The organism is Pseudomonas arcuscaelestis, assembly GCF_016881005.1.
GTDB lineage: Bacteria > Pseudomonadota > Gammaproteobacteria > Pseudomonadales > Pseudomonadaceae > Aquipseudomonas > Aquipseudomonas arcuscaelestis.
This window is the reverse complement of sequence record NZ_JACOPV010000003.1, coordinates 79224-100290: the sequence shown is the minus strand read 5'-3', so window position 1 is coordinate 100290 and position 21067 is coordinate 79224. Positions and strand designations below refer to the sequence as shown.

Below are 21067 nucleotides of genomic sequence, written 5' to 3'. Positions count from 1 at the left end.
ACCCTTACACCTGGCTGATGCAGAGAATACGCGGGCTGAAGCCTGGTCCGACTCTTGCTGATAAGCCCCATCAGTCATTCGTTTGGAGTTCACATGAGAAGCATCATCCAGCCACTGGCATGGTTCGCCGCCCTAGGCTCGTTCATCGCGATCGCCAGCAATGTTGCCCTCGGTCTTATCTGAGCCCTCTTTTAACTCGCCTCAGGATGAACGCTCATGGTCCTTCACCGTGTCCATCACCAGATTCTGCGCAGTCACCACTTGTTCGAGCCGCTCAATGACGAGCAACTCGACGATCTGATGGCTTCCAGCCAATTACTCAGCGTCGACAAGGGAGAGCCGCTGTTTCGTCAAGGCGAGCCGGCCGAAGGGTTTTATTTTGTGATTGCCGGCGCGGTAAAAATCTACCGCCTGACGCCGGACGGCCAAGAGAAAGTGTTCGAAGTCATCGGCCCGCGCCAGACCTTTGCCGAAGCGATGATGCTGATGGACACACCCAACTACGTGGCCTCGGCCGAAGCCATCGCACCGTCGCAATTGTATCGGTTGTCCAACAGCACCTACCTGCGCCTGCTACAGAGCAACAGCCGACTGACCTTCGCGCTGCTGGGCAAGCTGTGCGTGCGCTTGCATCAACGGGTCAATGAAATAGAAACCTTGTCACTGAAGAACGCAACCCACCGCGTGGTGCGTTATCTGCTGACGCAAATGATGCAGGTTCAACCGGTCGAAACGCAGTTCGAACTGCCAATGGCCAAGCAACTGATTGCCGGCCACCTGTCGATTCAGCCAGAAACGTTCTCGCGCATCATTCGCCGCTTGATCGATGAAAAAGTCATCACCCAGGAAGGCCGGCATATCGTCATTCTCGATCGCTCACGGCTGGAGCAGTTTGAATGAAGGCCCTGCCCGTCTGCCTGTATTGCCAACACAGCAACCCCATCCACGGGGTTGAATGTGAACAATGCGGCATGCCGCTGCCAACCTCCCCGGCCCATGCAGCGGCAAAACAGCAATTGCGCTTTTTGTGGTTCTGCATTGGCCTGACCCTGTTCTGCGTGGCAATGGTGTTGTGGTTGCCACGCTAGATACACCTCAAGGCTGAGTTAACTGCCGATACAGTTGCGGCAATCGCAGCGGCAACTGTTCCGGCTGACGAATCAAGCTATAGCCATTGCTGCCGAACATGTACGGCAGATACTCCCCCGCTTTACGGTCGATAGTGATGCAGAACGGAATCAGGCCCTGGCGCCGCGCCTCGCGTACTGCCTCGCGGGTGTCCTCGACACCGTAGCGCCCCTCGTACAAATCCAGATCATTGGGCTTGCCATCGGTGACCAGCAGTAGCAGTTTGCGTCTGCGCTTGCTGGCACCAAGCAGGCGAGTCGCCTGACGAATAGCAGCGCCCATGCGCGTGTAATAGCCCGGCGTAAGTCCCTGGATTTTCCCGCGTGTACTGTCGTCATAGCGCTGCTCGAACGTCTTGAGCGCCTGCAGGCGTACCTGTTGGCGACGCAACGAGGAAAACCCGTACAAGGCGAAGTCATCGCCCAGGGTCGAGAGGGTTTCGCCGAACAACAACAAGCTGTCGCGAATAACTTCGATGACTCGGCTTTCATCGTTGATGTGCGCGTCGGTGGACATCGACACGTCTGCCAATAGCAGACAGGCCAGATCGCGGCGCGTCTGCCGTTGCGCCAGGAACAAGCCACGCTCGGCACATTGACCGTGGCTGCGCTCGACGTAGAAGTCCAGCCAGGCCTGCAGATCCAACTCTGAGCCTTGTGGCTGCTGGCGCAACCATTGGCGGTCGTTACGCAACAGCTCGAACTGACGTTGCAGGCGCCGCGCTGCCGGCTGTAGCCGGGGCGGCAAGGGTTGCGCCTGGGAATCCCTGGGTTCGAACATCTGCAGATTGACGAAATTCGGTTGCAGTCGCCCCGTGCGATAGTCCCATTCCGGCAGCTTTATGCCCTCGCCCAGCGGAATATCGTCGACATCGGCAGGCGGCAAATCCAGGTGCAACTTGAGGCCCCCGCCCTTGCGCAAACGGGTGCGTGAAAGGGTCAGTTGCTCGAGATCATCGGCAACCCGGGCGGCATCGGGGTCTTCGCTGTCGTCCGACCAGCGATCGAGGTCGACGTGCTCGGTCCAACTGAACAGGTTCTCCAGACGCACGATCAACAGCCCGCCCTCACGACGGGTTTCATCGATTCGGGTAGCGCGCTTGCGCCCGCTACGCTGCTCGCCCGGTGGGGTGGCCAGGTGTTCGTCGGTGTCTTCCAGCTCACCGGCCTGGGCGCCGGGCATGTGCAGCGGCGGGTACAACCACAGCGGCAACGGCCACGCCGCACGCTCGCTGCGCGGAAACTCACTGACGCTGCCCGGCTCGCGCAGGGCCTGGCACAGGGCACGCTCCAGGGCCGCCTCCGCTGGGCTCAGGGAGTCAGGGTCCGGGCGCAACTGCAGGTGGGCCTCGACCAGACGCTGGTAACGTGGCAGCAACGCCGGGTAGCGCTGCAACAGGATTTGGGTCCAACGCTGGTTGTCGCGCCCCCAATGGCGCATCGGTTCCGAATGCGCCGCCAGCAGCGCCAGCCAGCGATAAAGCGCCTCGTTCAAGCTGGCCTCGGGAAACACCGCCAGGTGGCTGGGCAAGCGCAGGTTCTGGCCATCACACCAGGCCAGCGGTACCTGTTTGCAGGTGCCAGCGATCTGCTGCAACAGTGTGCGGCGCAGCAGCAGGTCACGCTCGCTGGCGGCTTCCACACCTTGGTTCGCGGGCCCGCCCATGGCGCGAAACAACAGGGTCAATGCGCGCTGGCGAGAGGCTAGATCAACACTCGCTTCGGGAAAGTCCGGGTTGGCGCGGCGGGTAATGAAGCGATGCCAGACGCTGCCGACCCACTCTTCCAGCTCAAGGGTGAACGCCATGTTGCCTCCTGTGTTTACAACGCAGAAAACGGCCCGCTGCGGTAGCCGGGCCGTTGTTTGTTACCTGCCGCCACCGATCACGACGGCACCACCCGTGCCGGTGCGCGCAACGCCGCCCGCCCACGCTGGCGGAAACTCAGCAGGTAGCACAGCAGTCCGGCCATAAAGCCCACGCCACTGACCAGGCGCGCCCAGAACAGCCCGCGCAGGTGTTCGGTGGTGGACATGAAGGGTAAGGCACTGCCGTCCTCGGCCCAGCGTTGCAACATCACCTGCACCACGCCGGCTGCGGTGAGCAACAAGGTGATCATTACCATCGACAAGGTCATCAGCCAGAACCCCCAGACTTCCAGGTTCTGCGAACGCTCATCGGCGGCCTCACCCAAGCCACGCAGGCGCGGCATGGCGTAGCTGATCAGGGTCATGACGATCATTGCGTAAGCGCCGTAGAAGGCCAGATGGCCGTGCGCTGCGGTCAGCTGCGTGCCGTGGGTGTAGAAGTTCACTGGCGCCAGGGTATGCAGAAAGCCCCAGACACCCGCGCCAAAGAACGCCGTTACCGTCGTACCCTTGGCCCACAGCGTGGCGGCACGATTAGGGTGTTGCCGACGGCGGTTACGAACCATGGTGAAGGCAAACAGCACCATCGCCAGGAACGGCAGCGGCTCCATTGCCGAGAAAATCGAGCCGACCCACAACCAGACTTCAGGCGCACCGATCCAGAAAAAGTGGTGACCGGTACCGATGATGCCGGTGATCAGGGCCATGGCGATGATCACGTACAGCCACTTCTCCACGACCTCGCGATCGACACCGGTGATCTTGATCAGCACGAACGCAAGCATCGAGCCCATGATCAGTTCCCACACCCCTTCTACCCACAGATGCACAACCCACCACCAGTAGAACTTGTCGCGTGCCAGGTTGCCGGGGTTGTAGAAAGAGAACAGGAAGAACACCGCCAAACCGATCAACCCGGTCATCATGACCATGCTCACGGTGGTCTTGCGGCCTTTGAGCAGGGTCATGCCGATGTTGTAGAGAAAGCCCAGGCACACCACCACGATACCCATCTTGGTAATGGTCGGTTGCTCGAGGAACTCGCGCCCCATGGTCGGCAACAGTTCGTTGTGGGTCAGTCTGGCAAGGCCGGCGTAGGGCACCAGCAGGTAGCCGAGAATGGTCAGCACGCCTGCAGCAGCGAACACCCAGAACAATACGATTGCCAGTTTCGGGCTATGCAGCTCGCGATCGGCCTCTTCCGGAATCAGGTAGTAGGCCGCGCCCATGAAGCCGAACAGCAACCAGACAATCAGCAGGTTGGTGTGCACCATGCGCGCCACGTTGAAAGGAATGGCCGGGAACAGGAAGTCACCGATCACGTATTGCAGACCCATGATCAAACCGAACAGCACCTGACCGAGAAACAGGATCAGGGCAAATACAAAGTAGGGCTTGGCGACGGCCTGCGAAGCGAATTTCAGATGGGGATTGGCAGTACTCATCACTCAGCCCTCCTTGTTTGGCGGCCAGCCATTGGTATTGATTTTCGACGTCCATTTGAGGAACTCGGCGATGTCGTCGACCTCCTGGTCGCTCAAGTTGAACTGCGGCATGGCTCGGCGGCCTGGGACGTTCAACGGCTGCATCTTCATCCACGCATGCAGGAAAGGCTTGAAGCCGTCATCGCCACCACGGCGCTGGACAACGTTGCCCAACTCAGGCGCGAAATACGCACCCTCGCCCAGCAGGGTGTGGCAGCCAATACAGTTGTTTTGCTCCCAGACTGTCTTGCCGCGAATCACGGCGTCGGTTAATTGCGCGGCATTGCTCCGTTCGGGAAAGGTTTGTTCGGTGTGGTAGGTCAAGGCCAGGAATATCAGGAAGAAAAAAATACTCCCCCCAAAATAGATGTTCCTGGCCATGCCCTTGGTGAAGGTCTCTGACATGGTCGCGTCCTCATTGCTTGGCCTGGCCATGATAGAAAGCGAGGGCTGAAAACCTGCTTGATGGCGATCAAGAAACGCCGATGGTTTTACTCGGGTATTAGCTGCGAAGGCTCAAGGTCGCGCCAACCAGCAGTGCCAGCACCAGCGCCCAGGCCAATACCAGGGCGCGCCAGCGCCATGGCCCGTGGCGCAGTTCCATGAAACCGTCGGTGATCAACCAGGCTTTGAGCACCGCCAGCAGCAGGACTAGCCAAACGCTTGCCCTGCCCTGCGCCAGTGCCACGGTAACCAGGCTCAGGCATGCCAGGGCTAGCCAGCAGCGCAGCAAAAACTTCGATGCGTGCATGCGAGTTCCTTAATCCAGAACGTAGACCAGGGGAAACAGCACGACCCAGACCAGGTCGACCATGTGCCAATACAACACCCCAGACTCGAATCCGCTGCACCTGCCCGGACCATACACACCGCGCCAGCAGCCCTTGGCCAACCAGACCAGAATCAGCATGCCGAGCAGCACATGCAGAAAGTGAAAGCCGGTGAGCAGCCAGTACAGGGTAAAGAACGTGTTGTGCTCAAGACCCAGCCCCAGGCTGAGCAGATGCTGGTATTCACTCAGCTTCAGGCCTAAGTAGCCGCAGGCGACCAGCAATGCCAGCAACAGAAGCCCGCCCGCCTGTCGCGGTCGTGCCTGTCGCACCTGCTCCTGTGCCAGGGCAGCCAGAAACCCGGCACTGAGCAGACTCAAGGTCATCGCCAGGCCCGTAGAGGTGTCGAGCAACTGTCGGCTTTCAGCGAACAGCTGTGGCTTGAGCGCCTGAGTGGTCGCAAACGCCAGAATCAGCAAGGCGAATACCGACAACTCGGCGAGGATGAAAAACCACATCGCCAGATCCCCCGGCAAGCGCCGGGGAGCAACCTGCGGGTTAGCCGAAATGGACATCGACCACGTCCATCAACGCCGCAACCGTTACCGGGTCATCACTCAAGGGTTCGGCCAGGCAGGCCAGGCACGCTTCACGCGGATTCATTCCGGCGCCGATCATGCGTGCAGTAAAAATCAGCAGGCGGGTCGAGGCAACCTCCTCCAGATCGTGGTTCTCCAGACGTCGCAGCGCCTGTCCCAGGCGCACGATCTGGTTGGCCAGTGCAGCATCCACCCCGGCTTCATGACGCACGATATGCGCTTCATCGGCGGCTGCCGGATAGTCGAAACGCATCGCCACGAAGCGCTGGCGGGTACTGGGCTTCATACCCTTGAGCAGGTTCTGGTAGCCGGGGTTATAGGACACCACCAACATGAACGACGGCGGTGCCTGCAGTACTTCACCGGTACGTTCCAGAAACAGCTCGCGGCGATCGTCAGCCAGTGGGTGCAGAACCACGACGGTGTCCTGACGCGCTTCGACCACCTCGTCGAGGTAGCAGATGCCACCTTCGCGCACCGCACGGGTCAATGGCCCATCTTGCCACCAGGTGCCCTGCGCGCCGATCAGGTGGCGGCCGACCAGGTCAGCTGCACTCAAGTCATCGTGACAGGCAACAGTGTGTAGCGGCAGGTTCAGGCGCTGCGCCATATGCTGGACGAAGCGGGTCTTGCCGCAGCCGGTCGGGCCTTTGATTAGCACGGGCAGCCCGTGGCGCCAGGCCTGCTCGAAGAGCGCCTGTTCGTTGTGCTGTGGTTGATAGAAGGGTTTGCTTCGAGTTTCGGAAACAACGGTGAGGGTCATGCGACACCTGGCTTGGCAGCGGATTCGAGCACCACGCTAAAGGTGCAGGCGACCCACTGACAAGCACTGCGCCGGGTAAACTTGATCGCCGTCAAGCACCCTCAGACCGTGCGTGAAAACTGCCCTTTACGCCCGCCACCGAGGTAGGCGTCAAAGGCCATGGCGGTGTTGCGCATCATAAGCTGCCCTTGGGGCAGCAGTTGCAAGGTGTCCTGGTCAATTGCCAGTAAATGGTCATCCACCTGTTCAGCCAGTTGCTGCAGCGCCTCGGCAAAATAGTCATTGAAACGAACACCGTGCACGGCTTCGAACCTGGCAAAGTCGATGCGACCGTGACACATCAATTCATTGATCACCTCACGGCGCAACACATCATCGGCGTTCAGGCGATAGCCGCGCTGGACCGGCAGCATGCCCTGGTCCAGCCGCGCATAATACTGCGAGAGCAGCTTGACGCTCTGGCTGTAGCTGTCCCCCACTTTGCCGATCGATGACACGCCCAGGCCGATGAGGTCACAGTCAGCGTGGGTCGAGTAACCCTGAAAGTTACGCTGCAACGTGCCATTGGCGCGGGCCAGGCTCAGCTCATCATCCGGCAAGGCAAAATGGTCCATGCCGATGTACACATAGCCGGCTTCGGTGAGGCGACGGATGGTCAACTCCAACAGTTCCAGCTTGCGCTCTGGCGGCGGCATGTCCTGTGGACGAATCATGCGCTGGGCACGGACCTGCTGCGGAAGATGCGCGTAGCTGTAAGCTGCGATTCGGTCCGGGCGCAGGGCAATGATCTTGCTCAGGGTAACGTCGAAGCTATGGACCGTTTGCAATGGCAAGCCGTAGATAAGGTCGACACTGACCGACTTGAATTGCGCCTGGCGTGCTGCCGCGACCAAATCGTATATCTGCTGCTCGCTTTGCTGGCGATTGACCGCAGCCTGCACATCGGCGTCGAAATCCTGCACGCCAAAACTCAAGCGGTTGAAGCCCAGGCCTCGCAGTACCAGAATCTGCTCGGTGCTGATGGTGCGCGGATCGACCTCGATGGAAAACTCGTGGTTATCGCTGTTGTCCATGTTGAAGGCCTGGCGCAAGCACTCCATCAGCTCAGCCAGTTGCTCACCGGTCAGGTAAGTAGGCGTACCACCGCCCAGGTGCAATTGGGTCAGCCTGCGAGTGCGATCGAACAATTGCCCCTGCATGGCTATTTCGCGCTTGAGATAACCCAGGTATTCGCTGGCGCGGTGGGTCTTGCGGGTGATGATCTTGTTGCAGGCGCAGTAGTAACAAAGGCTCTGGCAGAACGGGATGTGGATATAGGCCGACAATGGCTTGGCAGCTGCCGCCTGATTGCTTGCCGTCACCGCCTGCAGGTAGTCATCGACGGCGAACGCCTCGTGGAACTGCGGCGCCGTTGGGTAGGAGGTGTAGCGCGGCCCTGGCCGGTCGTATTTCTTCACCAGGGTGCGGTTGAACTCAAATGCTGGCGTCATGATCGATCCAGTCGTGTTGGGACGAAAGCGCCGAATTATTCACGTCCTGCTCGAACAGCTGGCAGATGACATCCACCTCCAGGCGGCCGGCAGGCAATATGCTGATGTACTGCTCGCCCAACTCCACCAGCCCGGCGCGAGCCATGGCCTCAAGTTGCCGCCAGGCATTGGCGAAGTAGCGCTGAAAATCAATACCGTAGCGGGTTTCGATGGCCAGGATGTCTAATTCTAGATCACAGCTCAACCGCTCCGTTACCCTTTGTCGGACCTGGTCGCTGTCCTCGCAGCGCCAACCCCGAACCGTTGCCAACTGCCCCTGCTGCAACTGCGCCATGTAGTGGTCGAACGCCTCGGTATTTTGCCCATACAAGGTATCGAACTGGCTGATCGCACCTAGGCCGAAACCGACATGATCGCAATAGCCATGGCGCGTGAAACCCTGGCAGTTGCGGCGCAAATGGCCACGTTCCTGCGCAATAGCAAGATCGTCATCTGGGCGCACAAACTGTCCCAGGCCAATATGCTGATAGCCGGCTGCGAGCAGTTGCTCAAAGCAGATACGCCGCATCAGCGCTTTGTCTTCCTCACTGCTGGCTTGGAGCTTGATGCTCTGGGCGTAGCGCTTCGGTGCATGCGCGTAGTCGAATACCTGCAGGCGATCGGGCTCCAGCTCGATCAGGCTGGACAGCTTCAGGGCGAATGTCTGCGGCGTTTGCCAGGCATGACCATATCCCAGATCGACACTCACCGAGCGATAATCAAACGTACGCGCCGCATCGATCAGTGAATGAATCGGCGCAGGGTTCTGGTAACGCGCCACCGACTGTTCACCCGCGCTGCCAATATCCGGCACGCCGATATTGACATGGTTGAAGCCCTGATCACGCAGCAGCCCCATGGTTGCCCAGTTGGTGTGCTGCAGCTCGATATCGGCACTGTAGTCGCCGCTCTCGTGGGTAAGAAAATTGAAGCGTCTGTGCAACTGTGCCATCAGTTGTTGCAACTGCGCTGGTTCTGCGGGAATGCCGCTTAAATGAAACTGCTCGATCCGTTGTTGCGGGCTCAGGTGACAACCGACCAGATCGATCTCCCGCGCCAGGCACTGAAGATAATTTTCCGTGACTTGACCGGCCTGCCTGAAATTGGCCGGTATCTGCACGTTCAACGATAAGGGGCGCTGATGCTGACGACTGCTGCGCAAACCGCGCAATACGTCCAGCGAGCCGACACCGCCATGGAACTTGCGGATATCGACGTAGTAGTTGGGGTCGAGCAGGCCTTGATCGCGTCTAACGATCTGCTCGTTGCGGGAGTGAAGGACATCGAGCATAACAAAGGCTCCGAGACGGGCTGCGGAGTTTCAGTGTCTGCCTATACCGCCTTGGAGGCCTTGATTTGTATCAAGCGCAGAGGATTTACCAGGTCAGGTAGAACATGCCTTTGGCCAACACGACAATCACAATCATATGGGCGAACACACTGTTGTGTATGAATTTCACCCAGCGGGCACTCATGCGGTCGGTCTTGAACAGCACCATGGCACCGAGAAAATGCACCAGCACACTGCCGGCAACGACAATCTTGGCAAGCAGCAACGTCCCGAATGACGAACTCAGCGGCGTAGCGAGCACAGGCAGATAACGCACCCAGACCATACCGACCCCAGCACCGAACAACACCAACAGCACCCAGGGCATCAACTGCCGGGCACGTTGCCCTACCGCCTGCTCGAGCAGCAGCATCAACTTGGCAGGCAACTGCTTGCGGATATTTTCCAGAAACAGTACCTCGAAAAACACCGTACCAATAAAAATCAAGGCCGCGAACAAATGCAGAGTCAACAACACTGGATAAATCATCAGACCCTCGGCTCGCGTCCCATCAATGGCTCCGAGCCTACATCCCGGAGTGCTGAATGCGGTTGATACCGATCAAGAAAGGCCTTCGCAGGATGCTCCCGAATCACGCGGCAAGCCCTTTGCTTACTTTGGGGCGACTGCCAAAGTAAGGCGCCGTAAGGGCGCAAAGGTGATTAAGCGCCACCAGAGCAAATGGATTCGTGCTGAATTGAAGGGCCTCATCGCGGGGCAAGCCCGCTCCCACCGGAGGGCCCAACTAACGCGGACGCAGAATCAACACCCCCAACGGCGGCAAATTCAAACGCAATGACAAGGGCTGCCCATGACTGGGCACTGCCTCACTCACCACCTCACCAAGATTGCCAAAATTGGACCCTGCATAATCTTGCGCATCACTGTTGAGCACCTCAGTCCAACGCTCGCCGAACGGCACCCCTATGCGATACCCCTCCCGCGGCACTGGCGTAAAGTTGGCCACCACCAGCAACGGCTCGCCACTCGCACTCCATCGCAACCAGGCATAAACACTGTTGTGCGCATCATCACCGATCAACCACTGAAAGCCCTGCGGCTGACAGTCCTGCTCATGCAGGGCGCGCTCTTCGCGATACAAACGGTTCAAGTCACCCACCAGACGCTGCACACCCAGATGCTCCGGATACTTGAGCAAGTACCAGTCCAATTCACTGTCATGGTTCCACTCACGCCACTGACCGAATTCGCAGCCCATGAACAGCAACTTCTTGCCAGGATGAGCCCACATGAATGTTAAGTAAGCACGCAAATTAGCGAATTTCTGCCAGCGATCACCCGGCATCTTGTCGATCAAGGAATGCTTGCCATGCACCACTTCATCGTGGGAAATCGGCAGGATGAAATGCTCCGAATACGCATAGAGCAGGCCGAAACTCATCTCGTGATGGTGGTGAGTGCGGTGGATAGGATCATTCTGGATATAGTGCAGCGTGTCGTGCATCCAGCCCATGTTCCACTTGTAAGCGAACCCCAGACCACCCTGTTGAGTAGGCTGACTGACGCCAGGCCAGGCCGTGGACTCCTCGGCAATGACCAGCGCGCCAGGCGCTTCAATGGCGACTACATCGTTGAGGTGACGCAAAAAATCGATGGCTTCGAGGTTTTCCCGACCACCATGACGGTTGGGCACCCACTCGCCGGCTTTGCGCGAATAATCGCGATACAGCATCGAGGCGACGGCATCGACGCGTAGCCCATCGATGTGAAAATGCTTTATCCAGTGCAACGCCGAAGCCAGCATGAAGCCATGCACTTCGGTACGGCCAAGGTTGTAAATGAGCGTATCCCAGTCCTGATGAAAGCCTTCTAGCGGGTTTTCATATTCATACAGTGCGGTACCGTCAAAACGTGCCAGGCCATGACTGTCGGTGGGGAAATGTGCCGGGACCCAATCCAGAATCACGCCGATGTCGGCCTGGTGGCAGGCATCGATGAAGGCGGCGAAATCTTCTGCCGAGCCGTAGCGCGCGGTGGGCGCGAACAGTGACAGGGGTTGGTAGCCCCATGATCCACCGAAGGGGTGCTCCATGATCGGCATCAGCTCGATATGAGTAAAGCCCAACTGCTGTACATACGGAACCAGGCGCTCGGCCAGCTCACGCCAGTTGTAGAAGCGCGCAACGTCGCCGCTGTCATCACGCTCGCACTGCCAGGAGCCGGCATGTAATTCATAGATCGACAGCGGTGCGGTGATAGTCTGACGCTCACCACGCGCCTGCATCCAGCGCTCATCCTGCCAGTCGTGCGCCAGTGGCCCCGCTACCTTGGAGGCGGTGCTGGGCGGCAGCTCGGTGGCTCGGGCGAGGGGATCCGCCTTGAGCGGCAGAATGCCGTCACGCCCCAGCACTTCGTACTTGTAAGCTTCACCCGCCTTGAGGCGCGGGACAAACAGCTCCCAAACCCCGGAGTCGTGACGCAAGCGCATGGGGTGGCGGCGCCCATCCCAGTTGTTGAAGTCGCCAACCACCGATACCCGACGGGCATTCGGCGCCCACACCGAGAAGCGCACACCGTCGACGCCTTCAACCTGCAGCGGCTGCGCGCCCATGCTGGAGGAAAGGTCGCGGTGGTTGCCCTCACCGAACAGGTAGAGGTCCATGTCACCGAGCAATGGAGCAAAGCTGTAAGGGTCCTCGGTGATCTGCTCCCCGCCTGCCCATTGAACTTTGAGCACATAGCCTTGCTGCTCATTGAGGTGCGCCACAAACAGCCCGGGTACCGACTGCTGCATCTCTGCCAGCAGGCCCTGGTCATCGCGCTCCAGCACCTGCACACTCAAGGCATTGGGCAAATAGGCGCGGACAAACTGGCCGCCTGCACCATCAGGGTGCGGGCCAAGCACAGCGAACGGGTCAGTATGCTCGGCCCTGACCAGGGCATCGATATCACGCTGACTCAGCCCGCCTTCCTCGCGCTTAAGGTGTTTCATTCAACTCTCTCCCCAGGTACTTGTCAGGCCATGTAGGCCATGCAAAGGCACGGCCAACCAACTCGGGCGGTTCTCGGCTTCATACAGGATTTCGTAAGCCGCCTTTTCAAGGCTGAACAGTTCCAGTGCCGCACGCTCGCCGTCGGCATGTTCCCAGGCATGGGGCATGGCCGCAGTGGCCAGCCCATAGGCCTCGACAAAGGCATGTCGGGCCTGGTGCAGATAACGCCTGGCGACTCGCTGACGGGCTTGGCGGGCGCTGTCCGAGAGGTCGACACTAGAGGCACTGCGCAGCACCATGGCAGCAGCATAGTCGAAGGATCGCAACACGCCGCTGACATCCTTGTAGGGGCTGTGTCGGGCCCGACGTTCGTCCAGCGGCCGGGCGGGTTCGCCCTCGAAATCAATCAGGTAGGCATCGCCCTGCACCACCAGCACCTGGCCCAGGTGCAGGTCACCGTGCACACGCATCAACAGTCCACCCTGGGCCTGTGCACTCAAGGTGGTGACAGTGCTCAACAGCTCCTGACGTTGCTGCTGCAGGTCAGCGACCAGGGCCTGACTTTCGCTGTCCAAATCATCACGGTGGGCTTGCAGTACATCCAGGGCGCGGGTCAATTGAGCGCCGATATGCTTGCCCCATGCCTGGCAATCGCGCGCCGAGGCAGGCCGCGGGCGAAACGCCGAGTCTTTGCTCGGCGCCGCCAGTAGCAAGTGCATTTCACCCAAGCGTTGGCCAAGCATCGCGGCAAAGTCGGTCAGATCCTGCAGGGCATCGGCATGCCCCTCGAGCGCAGAGTTGCCAGGTTCCAGCTCGTCGCGAATGGCCCGTTCCAGGTTGTTCTGGGTCCACTCCCAGGCATCGCCCTGATTACTCAAATAACCTTGGGCGATCATCAGCAAGTGGTCCTGGCCGTTGCCGTCCACACGACTGACCCAACCGAGCAAGGGCGAGATATTGGCAAAGCCGGCGGCGGTCAGGTAGGCGCTCATCTCCAGTTCCGGGTGCACCCCGGAATTAACGCGTCGAATCAGCTTGAGCACCAGACTACCGCCGACGACCACCGAACTGTTGGATTGCTCGGCCGACAGATAGCGAACCTGGGCATCTTCTGCCAACTGCAGGGCGGTCATCTGCTCGCTGGCGTGAAAGCGCAACTCGCCGTCTTCACAGGGCAAGCGAGCGTCTTCCTGGCAGGCCCTCAGCACTGCATGAACAAAACTCTCCAGCACGAAGGCATCGGTGATCAGCCCGACCTGGCGCCCACGGCGAACCCGCGATAGCGCCAGTTGCTGTGGCGCAGCGCTGTTGATTTGCTCTTCGCCAATGAAGCCGAAGGGCAATTGATAACGACCGGTGTTGCCGCCACTGCTGACCTCGATCTCGGTGAGCAGCACGGGCGTCGTGGGGGTGCCAAACCGCACACCATAGGCAATCTGCACCTGTTCGATGGGCGCTTCCTTGCCGGCAAACCAGCGCCGCTTGGGCAGATACTGGGGCAGGATACTGTCCTGCAAAGTACTGCGCGCAGGCGCCTCCAGAAGCTCCTCCATGCGTTTTTTCAGCACCAGGGTGGTGAACTCCGGCAGGCTCTGGGCCGGCTCCATGTGCCAACTGGGCATCTGGTCCTTTGGCGCCAGCAGGAACCAGTAGAAGCCATAGGGCGCCAGGGTCAGCAGAAATGGCAGCTGGCCGATGGGTGGGAACGCGCTGCCGCCAAGCATCTCCACCGGCACGCTGTCGGCGTACTGGGACAATTCCAACTCGGCGGCCTGGGCTGCGCGCGATACGTTGGCCACGCAGAGTATGACCTCGCGTTTGCCATCGGTACCGGTGTACTCACGGATGTAGGCCAGGATTCGCCGATTGCTCGGCGAGAGCATGGTCAGCGTGCCGCGGCCAAAGGCTTTCTGCTGTTTGCGTACCGCCAGCAAGCGTCGGTTCCAGTTCAACAGCGAATGTGGGTCACGGGACTGGGCCTCGACGTTGACCGAGGCAAAACCGTATAGCGGGTCCATGATCGGCGGTAGCACCAGGCGCGCAGGGTCGGCTCCGGAGAAACCACCGTTACGATCAATGGACCACTGCATCGGGGTGCGCACGCCATCGCGGTCGCCCAGGTAGATGTTGTCACCCATGCCGATTTCATCACCGTAGTACAGGGTCGGGGTCCCCGGCATCGACAGCAACAGGCTACTGAGCAACTCGACCCGGCGTCGGTCACGCTGCAACAGCGGTGCCAGACGCCGACGAATGCCCAGGTTGATCCTGGCCCTGCGGTCTTCGGCATAGTAGTTCCACAGGTAATCCCGCTCACGGTCAGTGACCATCTCCAGGGTCAGTTCATCGTGGTTGCGTAAAAAGATCGCCCATTGGCAATTGGCGGGAATTTCCGGGGTCTGGCGCAAAATATCGGTAATCGGAAAGCGATCTTCCTGAGCCACGGCCATGTACATACGCGGCATCAATGGAAAGTGGAAGGCCATGTGGCACTCGTCGCCCTGCCCTTCACCAAAGTACAGCTGGGTGTCTTCCGGCCATTGGTTGGCTTCGGCGAGCAGCATCCGGTCGGGATAATTGGCATCGATTTCGGCGCGGATCTTTTTCAGTACCTGGTGGGTTTCCGGCAGGTTCTCGTTGTTGGTGCCGTCGCGCTCGATCAGGTACGGAATGGCATCCAGGCGCAGGCCATCGACGCCAAGGTCCAGCCAGTAGCGCATCACGTCGATTACGGCTTTGAGCACCTGCGGATTGTCGAAGTTGAGGTCCGGCTGGTGTGAATAGAAGCGATGCCAGAAGTACTGACCGGCAACCGGGTCCCAGGTCCAGTTGGACTTTTCCGTGTCCAGAAAGATGATTCGCGTGCCATCGTACTTCTGGTCGCTGTCGGACCACACGTAGAAATCCCGAGCCCTGCTGCCGGGTTTGGCGCGACGGGCTTTCTGAAACCAGGGGTGTTGGTCGGAGGTATGGTTGATGACAAGCTCGGTGATTACCCGCAGGCCGCGCTTGTGCGCCTCGGCGATAAAGCGTTTTACATCCGCCAGGGTGCCGTAGTCGCTGTGCACGGCTTTGTAGGCGGCGATGTCATAGCCGTCATCACGTCGTGGCGAGGGGTAGAACGGCAGCAACCACAGGGTGTTGACGCCAAGCTCGGCAATGTAGTCGAGCTTGGCAATCAGGCCTGGAAAATCACCGATGCCGTCGTTGTTCGAGTCAAAGAACGATTTGACATGAACTTGATAGATAATCGCGTCTTTGTACCACAGGGGATCGTCGATAAAGGCTGCCGGGCGGGTACGCTTGGCCATGTTCGACTCCTTTCTATTGGGCTTTTTCGATACGCCAGATACCGAACGGCAGGTGCCAGGGCTCGATGCGCATCCATTGGGTCTTGCCATGCCAGGTCCAGCGGTGGCCGGTCATCAGGTCCTCACCGAGCGTGTCGGCGTTATCGTCCAGGCCCAACTCCCAGAGCGGCAGTTCGAAGTTCGCCTCCTGGGCGTTATGCGGGTCAAGGCTGATGGCAATCAGAATGAAGTTGTCGCGTTCGGCAGTGCGCTTGCCGAAGTACAGGATGTTGTCGTTCCAGGCATGGTAGAAGGCAATGCCTAGATGGGTCTGCAACGCAGGATTCTGCCGGCGGATGCGGTTGAGCTGGGCGATTTCGGCGATGATGTTGCCGGGCTGGCTGAAGTCGCGCGGACGGATCTCATACTTCTCCGAGTCCATGTACTCCTCCTTGCCCGGTATCGGCGTCGCTTCACAGAGCTCGAAACCTGAATACATGCCCCATAGACCCGAACCCATGGTGGCCAGTGCCGCGCGAATAAGAAAACCTGCACGCCCGGACTCGTGGAGGAAAAACGGGTTGATGTCCGGGGTATTGACGAAGAAGTTCGGCCGGTAGCAATAGCGCCAAGGCGCCTGGTTAAGTTCCTCGAAATATTCGCGCAGCTCCTGCTTGGTGTTGCGCCAAGTGAAATAGGTATAGCTCTGCGAGTATCCAACCTTACCGAGACGCGCCATCATTGCCGGCTTGGTGAAGGCTTCGGCGAGGAAAATCACCTCTGGATACTGGCTGCGAATATTGGCGATCAACCAGTGCCAAAAAGGCAGCGGCTTGGTATGCGGGTTATCGACCCGAAACATCTTCACCCCTTCCTTTACCCAGCCGAGCACCACATCGCGCAACGCCAACCACAAAGAGGGCACAGCCTCTGCGGCATAGAAGTCGACATTGACGATGTCCTGGTACTTTTTCGGCGGGTTTTCCGCGTAGCGGATACTGCCGTCCGGGCGCCACGAGAACCAGCCGGGATGCTCCTTGAGCCAGGGATGGTCTTGCGAACACTGAATGGCAAAGTCCAGGGCTATTTCCAGCCCATGCTCCTGGGCCGCTGCGACCAGGCGGCGGAAATCCTCACGGCTGCCCAGCTGCGGATGAATCGCCTCGTGTCCGCCCTCCTCACTGCCGATTGCGTAAGGGCTGCCGGGGTCATCCGGTGCAGCCTGCAGGGCATTGTTGCGCCCTTTGCGATGGCGCTTACCGATAGGGTGAATGGGCGGAAAGTAGAGCACGTCAAAGCCCATGTCGCGGATCATCGGCAAGCGTCCATGGACATCATTGAAGGTGCCGTGGCGCTCAGGACTGTCGGTCACCGAACGTGGAAACAATTCATACCAACTGGCGAACAGCGCTTGCTGGCGTTCCACGTCCAACGGGAATTCCGGGCTGCGACTCAAGAAAGTTCGATGGTCGGCCTCACGCATCAGCACCGCCGTGTCGGCGTGCAACAGCCGTTCAACCTGTTGCTCTGGCGACTGAGTCGGCAGCGCCAGGCGCAATCCCAGCAGTTGTTCACGAAGCAGGCCCTGGCTGCGCTGAATATTGTGGTCGAGCAGCAGCAACGCTTCCTGCAACTCAAGCGAGACGGGCACGCCTGCGTTGAATTTTTTTTCCAGATCATGGCAAAACGTGGCAAACGGATCGATCCACGCTTCGATGCTGAACAGGTGCCTGCCCTGCTCGGTGACCGGCAGCCAAGCCTGCCACAGATCATTGCCGAGAAACGTCATGGGCACGCAATGCCAGCGCCGACTGTGGGCCTGACGCCAATTGAGCATCACCGCCAAGCTGTCATGGCCATCGGCATAAACCTTACTGCTGACCTCGACCCTTTCACCGACCACCGCCTTGACCGCAAACAGGCCGCCGTCCAGAACCGGCAGCGTATTCTCGATCACGATCCGCGGTTCCAACAGCGCCTGGGACAGGCTGATCGCCTGGTCTGGATGGTCGTTTGCCGTGGTTGTGCGGTCGGTTTCGAAGGGCTCATCGCGGGTCATCGATCCTAGCTCCGTTACGAGGTGGCAGTAAGAGTTCAGAGCGGGTGGGCGGCGCGGGGTTCAAAAAAAAATGAGCGAATGGCGTTGCCTGCAGTCGAAAACCATTGAGTCCATTCACCCAGATCCCACCAGCGAGGTCAGGCCATGAGCATCCCTATCCCAGCGCAAACCCCGGACCCAAACATAGACGACCCCACCCTGCCACCGCCGGTGCCGGAGGAAGATCCCGACGAACTGCCGCTCAAGCCGACTGTGCCCCCCGTCGGCGACCCACCCAGTGATGATCCGCCGGTAAAAGCTTAACGATAGCCACGCCCACGAATTAATCCCCGGCGCACCTTTACGTTTACGTAAAAGGGACTGGACAATCATCGATACGATGTTTACGTTAACGTAAAGGTGAGACAGGAACCGAGCCCTTGGCGCTGCGCCGCTCCTACAAGGACGGCGGCAAGCGCATGGGCTACGGTGTAACCCAATTTCAAGAACAACAAGGTGCCCTCCATGCATTACCCATCCCTGAACTTCGCCCTGGGCGAAACCATCGACATGCTTCGCGACCAGGTCCAGTCCTTCGTTGCTGCCGAGCTGGCACCTCGCGCCGCCCAGATTGACCAGGACAACCTGTTCCCCGCCGATATGTGGCGCAAGTTCGGCGACATGGGCCTGCTGGGCATCACCGTCAGTGAAGAGTATGGCGGCGCCGGCCTGGGTTATCTGGCCCACGTGGTTGCCATGGAAGAAATCAGCCGCGGCTCTGCCTCGGTCGCCCTCTCCTACGGCGCCCACTCCAACCTGTGCGTCAACCAGATCAACCGCAACGGCACTGCCGCGCAAAAAGCCAAATATCTGCCCAAGCTGATCAGCGGCGAGCACATTGGCGCCCTGGCCATGAGCGAACCCAACGCCGGCTCCGATGTCGTCTCAATGAAGCTGCGCGCCGAACAGCGCGGTGACCACTATGTGCTCAACGGCAGCAAAACCTGGATCACCAACGGCCCTGACGCCAACACTTATGTGATTTATGCCAAGACCGACCTGGACAAAGGCCCGCACGGTATTACCGCGTTTATCGTGGAACGTGACTGGAAAGGTTTCAGCCGCAGTAACAAATTCGACAAGCTGGGCATGCGCGGTTCGAACACCTGCGAGCTGTTTTTCGACAACGTCGAAGTACCTGCCGAAAACATTCTCGGCGCGCTCAATGGCGGTGTGAAGGTGCTGATGAGCGGCCTGGATTATGAGCGCGTGGTTCTTTCCGGCGGCCCCACCGGGATCATGCAGGCGTGCATGGACCTGGTGGTTCCGTACATCCACGACCGCAAGCAGTTTGGCCAGAGCATCGGTGAGTTCCAACTGATCCAGGGCAAGATGGCCGACATGTACACCCAGCTCAATGCCAGCCGGGCCTACCTGTACGCCGTGGCCCAGGCCTGCGACCGCGCCGAGACCACCCGCAAGGACGCTGCCGGGGTAATCCTCTACACCGCCGAACGGGCGACACAGATGGCCCTGGAAGCGATCCAGATTCTCGGTGGCAATGGCTACATCAACGAGTTCCCGGCCGGGCGCTTGCTGCGTGATGCCAAGCTGTACGAGATCGGTGCCGGCACCAGCGAAATTCGTCGGATGCTGATCGGGCGCGAACTGTTCAACGAAACCCGCTGAGCATAAGGATAACGTCCATGGCTACCCTCCATACCCAGATCAATCCGCGCTCGGCCGAGTTCGCCGACAACAGCACGGCTATGCTCGAGCAGGTCAATGCGCTGCGTAACTTGCTGACTCACGTTCAGCAAGGCGGCGGCCTCAAGGCACAGGAGCGCCACACCTCGCGGGGTAAACTGCTACCACGCGAACGCATCGACCGCCTGCTTGACGCCGGCTCGCCGTTCCTGGAAATCGGCCAACTGGCAGCGCACCAAGTGTATGGCGAGGATGTTCCAGCCGCAGGTGTCATTGCCGGTATCGGCCGGGTCGAAGGTGTCGAATGCATGATTGTGGCCAACGACGCCACGGTCAAAGGCGGCTCGTACTACCCGCTGACAGTCAAGAAACACCTGCGCGCGCAGGCCATCGCCCTGCAGAACCGCTTGCCCTGCCTGTACCTAGTGGACTCCGGCGGTGCCAACCTGCCCCGCCAGGACGAAGTGTTTCCCGACCGTGAACACTTCGGGCGGATCTTCTTCAACCAGGCCAACATGAGCGCCCTGGGTATTCCTCAGATCGCCGTGGTCATGGGCTCCTGTACAGCGGGTGGCGCTTATGTGCCGGCCATGGCTGATGAAGCAATCATGGTTCGCCAGCAAGCGACCATTTTCCTTGCCGGCCCACCGCTGGTGAAAGCCGCCACCGGTGAAGTGGTCAGCGCCGAAGACCTCGGTGGCGCCGATGTTCACTGCAAGACCAGTGGCGTCGCCGACCACTACGCCGACAACGATGACCATGCCCTGGCGATCGCCCGGCGCTGCATCGCCAACCTCAACTGGCACAAGCTGGGCACCCTTGCGCAACAGACCCCGATCGCCCCGCTGTATGACGCTCAAGAGCTGTACGGCGTTGTGCCAGCCGACGCCAAGCAACCGTTCGACGTGCGGGAGGTGATCGCCCGCCTGGTGGATGGCTCGGTGTTCGATGAGTTCAAGGCTCTGTTCGGTACGACCCTGGTGTGTGGCTTCGCCCACCTGCACGGCTACCCCATTGCGATCCTGGCCAACAACGGCATCCTGTTCGCCGAAGCGGCGCAAAAAGGCGCGCACTTTATCGAGCTTGCGTGCCAGCGGGGTATCCCACTGCTGTTCCTGCAGAACATTACCGGCTTCATGGTCGGGCAGAAGTACGAGGCCGGCGGTATCGCCAAGCACGGCGCCAAGCTGGTGACGGCAGTGGCCTGCGCGCAAGTACCGAAGTTCACCGTAATCGTCGGTGGCAGTTTCGGAGCGGGAAACTACGGCATGTGTGGCCGCGCCTACGACCCGCGTTTTCTATGGATGTGGCCGAATGCGCGCATCGGCGTGATGGGTGCCGAGCAGGCCGCAGGTGTGCTGGCCCAGGTCAAGCGCGAACAGAGCGAACGCAGTGGGCATCCGTTCAGTGCCGAGGACGAAGCGCGCCTCAAGCAACCGATCCTCGACCAATACGAGCATCAGGGCCACCCGTACTACTCCAGCGCCCGCTTGTGGGATGACGGTGTCATAGACCCGGCTCAAACCCGCGACATCCTTGGCCTGGCGCTGTCCGCAGCACTCAACGCCCCGATCGAGCAAAGCCGTTTCGGCATTTTCCGGATGTGAC

General features: G+C 59.7%; 17 protein-coding genes. 5 read left to right on the top strand and 12 right to left on the bottom strand.

Features of this window, described 5'->3' with window-relative positions; all coding sequences use genetic code 11:
- The first annotated feature begins 216 nt into the window (after positions 1–216).
- Both H8F21_RS04850 and H8F21_RS04845 read left to right on the top strand, forming a co-directional pair.
- Positions 217–900: a Crp/Fnr family transcriptional regulator gene (locus tag H8F21_RS04850; RefSeq protein ID WP_203480014.1), complete on the top strand. Its 684-nt coding sequence runs from the start codon at positions 217–219 to the stop codon at positions 898–900.
- On the top strand, positions 897–1088 hold the full coding sequence (locus tag H8F21_RS04845) for a protein DnrP (protein WP_136476815.1): 192 nt from the start codon (positions 897–899) through the stop codon (positions 1086–1088). Before H8F21_RS04850 ends, H8F21_RS04845 begins: the two co-directional genes overlap by 4 nt.
- Positions 1089–1095: 7 nt before the next feature.
- Here H8F21_RS04845 and H8F21_RS04840 read toward each other — a convergent pair whose 3' ends face one another.
- The 12 genes from H8F21_RS04840 to H8F21_RS04785 all read right to left on the bottom strand — a co-directional run bounded on the left by H8F21_RS04840 (position 1096) and on the right by H8F21_RS04785 (position 17773).
- The gene (locus tag H8F21_RS04840; RefSeq protein WP_203480015.1) at positions 1096–2934 is read right to left on the bottom strand and encodes a nitric oxide reductase activation protein NorD; all 1839 of its coding nucleotides are present in this window, start codon (positions 2932–2934) and stop codon (positions 1096–1098) included.
- 77 nt (positions 2935–3011) lie between these two features.
- Complete coding sequence (locus H8F21_RS04835; protein WP_203584090.1) at positions 3012–4439, bottom strand: cbb3-type cytochrome c oxidase subunit I; 1428 nt, start codon at positions 4437–4439, stop codon at positions 3012–3014.
- Positions 4440–4442: 3 nt separating this feature from the next.
- Positions 4443–4883, bottom strand: coding sequence for a c-type cytochrome (locus H8F21_RS04830; RefSeq protein ID WP_136476818.1), 441 nt, complete (start codon positions 4881–4883; stop codon positions 4443–4445).
- A 97-nt stretch (positions 4884–4980) separates the two neighbouring features.
- Entirely contained in the window at positions 4981–5229 is a 249-nt protein-coding gene (locus H8F21_RS04825) for a cytochrome C oxidase subunit IV family protein (protein ID WP_203480017.1), read from the bottom strand.
- Positions 5230–5238: 9 nt separating this feature from the next.
- Positions 5239–5823 carry a cytochrome c oxidase subunit 3 family protein gene (locus tag H8F21_RS04820; protein ID WP_203480018.1) on the bottom strand — a complete coding sequence of 195 codons (585 nt, stop codon included), beginning with the start codon at positions 5821–5823 and terminating at the stop codon, positions 5239–5241.
- Positions 5807–6610: a CbbQ/NirQ/NorQ/GpvN family protein gene (locus H8F21_RS04815; RefSeq protein ID WP_203480019.1), complete on the bottom strand. Its 804-nt coding sequence runs from the start codon at positions 6608–6610 to the stop codon at positions 5807–5809. The genes H8F21_RS04820 and H8F21_RS04815 overlap by 17 nt, the downstream gene beginning before the upstream one ends.
- Positions 6611–6711: 101 nt before the next feature.
- Positions 6712–8100, bottom strand: coding sequence for an oxygen-independent coproporphyrinogen III oxidase (gene hemN, locus H8F21_RS04810; protein ID WP_203584089.1), 1389 nt, complete (start codon positions 8098–8100; stop codon positions 6712–6714).
- Complete coding sequence (locus H8F21_RS04805) at positions 8084–9430, bottom strand: oxygen-independent coproporphyrinogen III oxidase (RefSeq protein WP_203584088.1); 1347 nt, start codon at positions 9428–9430, stop codon at positions 8084–8086. Before H8F21_RS04805 ends, hemN begins: the two co-directional genes overlap by 17 nt.
- Before the next feature lie 85 nt (positions 9431–9515).
- Positions 9516–9959 (bottom strand): CopD family copper resistance protein, encoded by a 444-nt coding sequence (locus H8F21_RS04800; RefSeq protein ID WP_203480022.1) that lies wholly within the window; start codon positions 9957–9959, stop codon positions 9516–9518.
- Between the two features lie 256 nt (positions 9960–10215).
- Complete coding sequence (glgB, locus tag H8F21_RS04795) at positions 10216–12423, bottom strand: 1,4-alpha-glucan branching protein GlgB (RefSeq protein ID WP_203480023.1); 2208 nt, start codon at positions 12421–12423, stop codon at positions 10216–10218.
- The gene (treS, locus tag H8F21_RS04790; protein ID WP_203584087.1) at positions 12424–15735 is read right to left on the bottom strand and encodes a maltose alpha-D-glucosyltransferase; all 3312 of its coding nucleotides are present in this window, start codon (positions 15733–15735) and stop codon (positions 12424–12426) included.
- 13 nt (positions 15736–15748) lie between these two features.
- Positions 15749–17773, bottom strand: coding sequence for an alpha-1,4-glucan--maltose-1-phosphate maltosyltransferase (locus H8F21_RS04785; protein ID WP_203480025.1), 2025 nt, complete (start codon positions 17771–17773; stop codon positions 15749–15751).
- Positions 17774–17917: 144 nt separating this feature from the next.
- Here H8F21_RS04785 and H8F21_RS04780 point away from each other — a divergent pair, with 144 nt between their 5' ends.
- The 3 genes from H8F21_RS04780 to H8F21_RS04770 all read left to right on the top strand — a co-directional run bounded on the left by H8F21_RS04780 (position 17918) and on the right by H8F21_RS04770 (position 21066).
- The gene (locus tag H8F21_RS04780) at positions 17918–18076 is read left to right on the top strand and encodes a hypothetical protein (protein ID WP_203480026.1); all 159 of its coding nucleotides are present in this window, start codon (positions 17918–17920) and stop codon (positions 18074–18076) included.
- A gap of 201 nt (positions 18077–18277) precedes the next feature.
- Positions 18278–19441, top strand: a complete 1164-nt coding sequence (locus tag H8F21_RS04775) for an isovaleryl-CoA dehydrogenase (RefSeq protein WP_203480027.1) — start codon at positions 18278–18280, stop codon at positions 19439–19441.
- A 17-nt stretch (positions 19442–19458) separates the two neighbouring features.
- Positions 19459–21066 (top strand): carboxyl transferase domain-containing protein, encoded by a 1608-nt coding sequence (locus H8F21_RS04770; RefSeq protein ID WP_203584086.1) that lies wholly within the window; start codon positions 19459–19461, stop codon positions 21064–21066.
- The last annotated feature ends 1 nt before the right edge of the window (position 21067 follow it).

Excerpts from the sequence above, each read along its gene's own strand:
- H8F21_RS04850 (WP_203480014.1), top strand. The coding sequence starts at position 217 with ATGGTCCTTCACCGTGTCCATCACCAGATTCTGCGCAGTCACCACTTG.
- H8F21_RS04845 (WP_136476815.1), top strand. The coding sequence starts at position 897 with ATGAAGGCCCTGCCCGTCTGCCTGTATTGCCAACACAGCAACCCCATC.
- H8F21_RS04840 (WP_203480015.1), bottom strand. The coding sequence starts at position 2,934 with ATGGCGTTCACCCTTGAGCTGGAAGAGTGGGTCGGCAGCGTCTGGCAT.
- H8F21_RS04835 (WP_203584090.1), bottom strand. The coding sequence starts at position 4,439 with ATGAGTACTGCCAATCCCCATCTGAAATTCGCTTCGCAGGCCGTCGCC.
- H8F21_RS04830 (WP_136476818.1), bottom strand. The coding sequence starts at position 4,883 with ATGTCAGAGACCTTCACCAAGGGCATGGCCAGGAACATCTATTTTGGG.
- H8F21_RS04825 (WP_203480017.1), bottom strand. The coding sequence starts at position 5,229 with ATGCACGCATCGAAGTTTTTGCTGCGCTGCTGGCTAGCCCTGGCATGC.
- H8F21_RS04820 (WP_203480018.1), bottom strand. The coding sequence starts at position 5,823 with ATGTCCATTTCGGCTAACCCGCAGGTTGCTCCCCGGCGCTTGCCGGGG.
- H8F21_RS04815 (WP_203480019.1), bottom strand. The coding sequence starts at position 6,610 with ATGACCCTCACCGTTGTTTCCGAAACTCGAAGCAAACCCTTCTATCAA.
- hemN (WP_203584089.1), bottom strand. The coding sequence starts at position 8,100 with ATGACGCCAGCATTTGAGTTCAACCGCACCCTGGTGAAGAAATACGAC.
- H8F21_RS04805 (WP_203584088.1), bottom strand. The coding sequence starts at position 9,430 with ATGCTCGATGTCCTTCACTCCCGCAACGAGCAGATCGTTAGACGCGAT.
- H8F21_RS04800 (WP_203480022.1), bottom strand. The coding sequence starts at position 9,959 with ATGATTTATCCAGTGTTGTTGACTCTGCATTTGTTCGCGGCCTTGATT.
- glgB (WP_203480023.1), bottom strand. The coding sequence starts at position 12,423 with ATGAAACACCTTAAGCGCGAGGAAGGCGGGCTGAGTCAGCGTGATATC.
- treS (WP_203584087.1), bottom strand. The coding sequence starts at position 15,735 with ATGGCCAAGCGTACCCGCCCGGCAGCCTTTATCGACGATCCCCTGTGG.
- H8F21_RS04785 (WP_203480025.1), bottom strand. The coding sequence starts at position 17,773 with ATGACCCGCGATGAGCCCTTCGAAACCGACCGCACAACCACGGCAAAC.
- H8F21_RS04780 (WP_203480026.1), top strand. The coding sequence starts at position 17,918 with ATGAGCATCCCTATCCCAGCGCAAACCCCGGACCCAAACATAGACGAC.
- H8F21_RS04775 (WP_203480027.1), top strand. The coding sequence starts at position 18,278 with ATGCATTACCCATCCCTGAACTTCGCCCTGGGCGAAACCATCGACATG.
- H8F21_RS04770 (WP_203584086.1), top strand. The coding sequence starts at position 19,459 with ATGGCTACCCTCCATACCCAGATCAATCCGCGCTCGGCCGAGTTCGCC.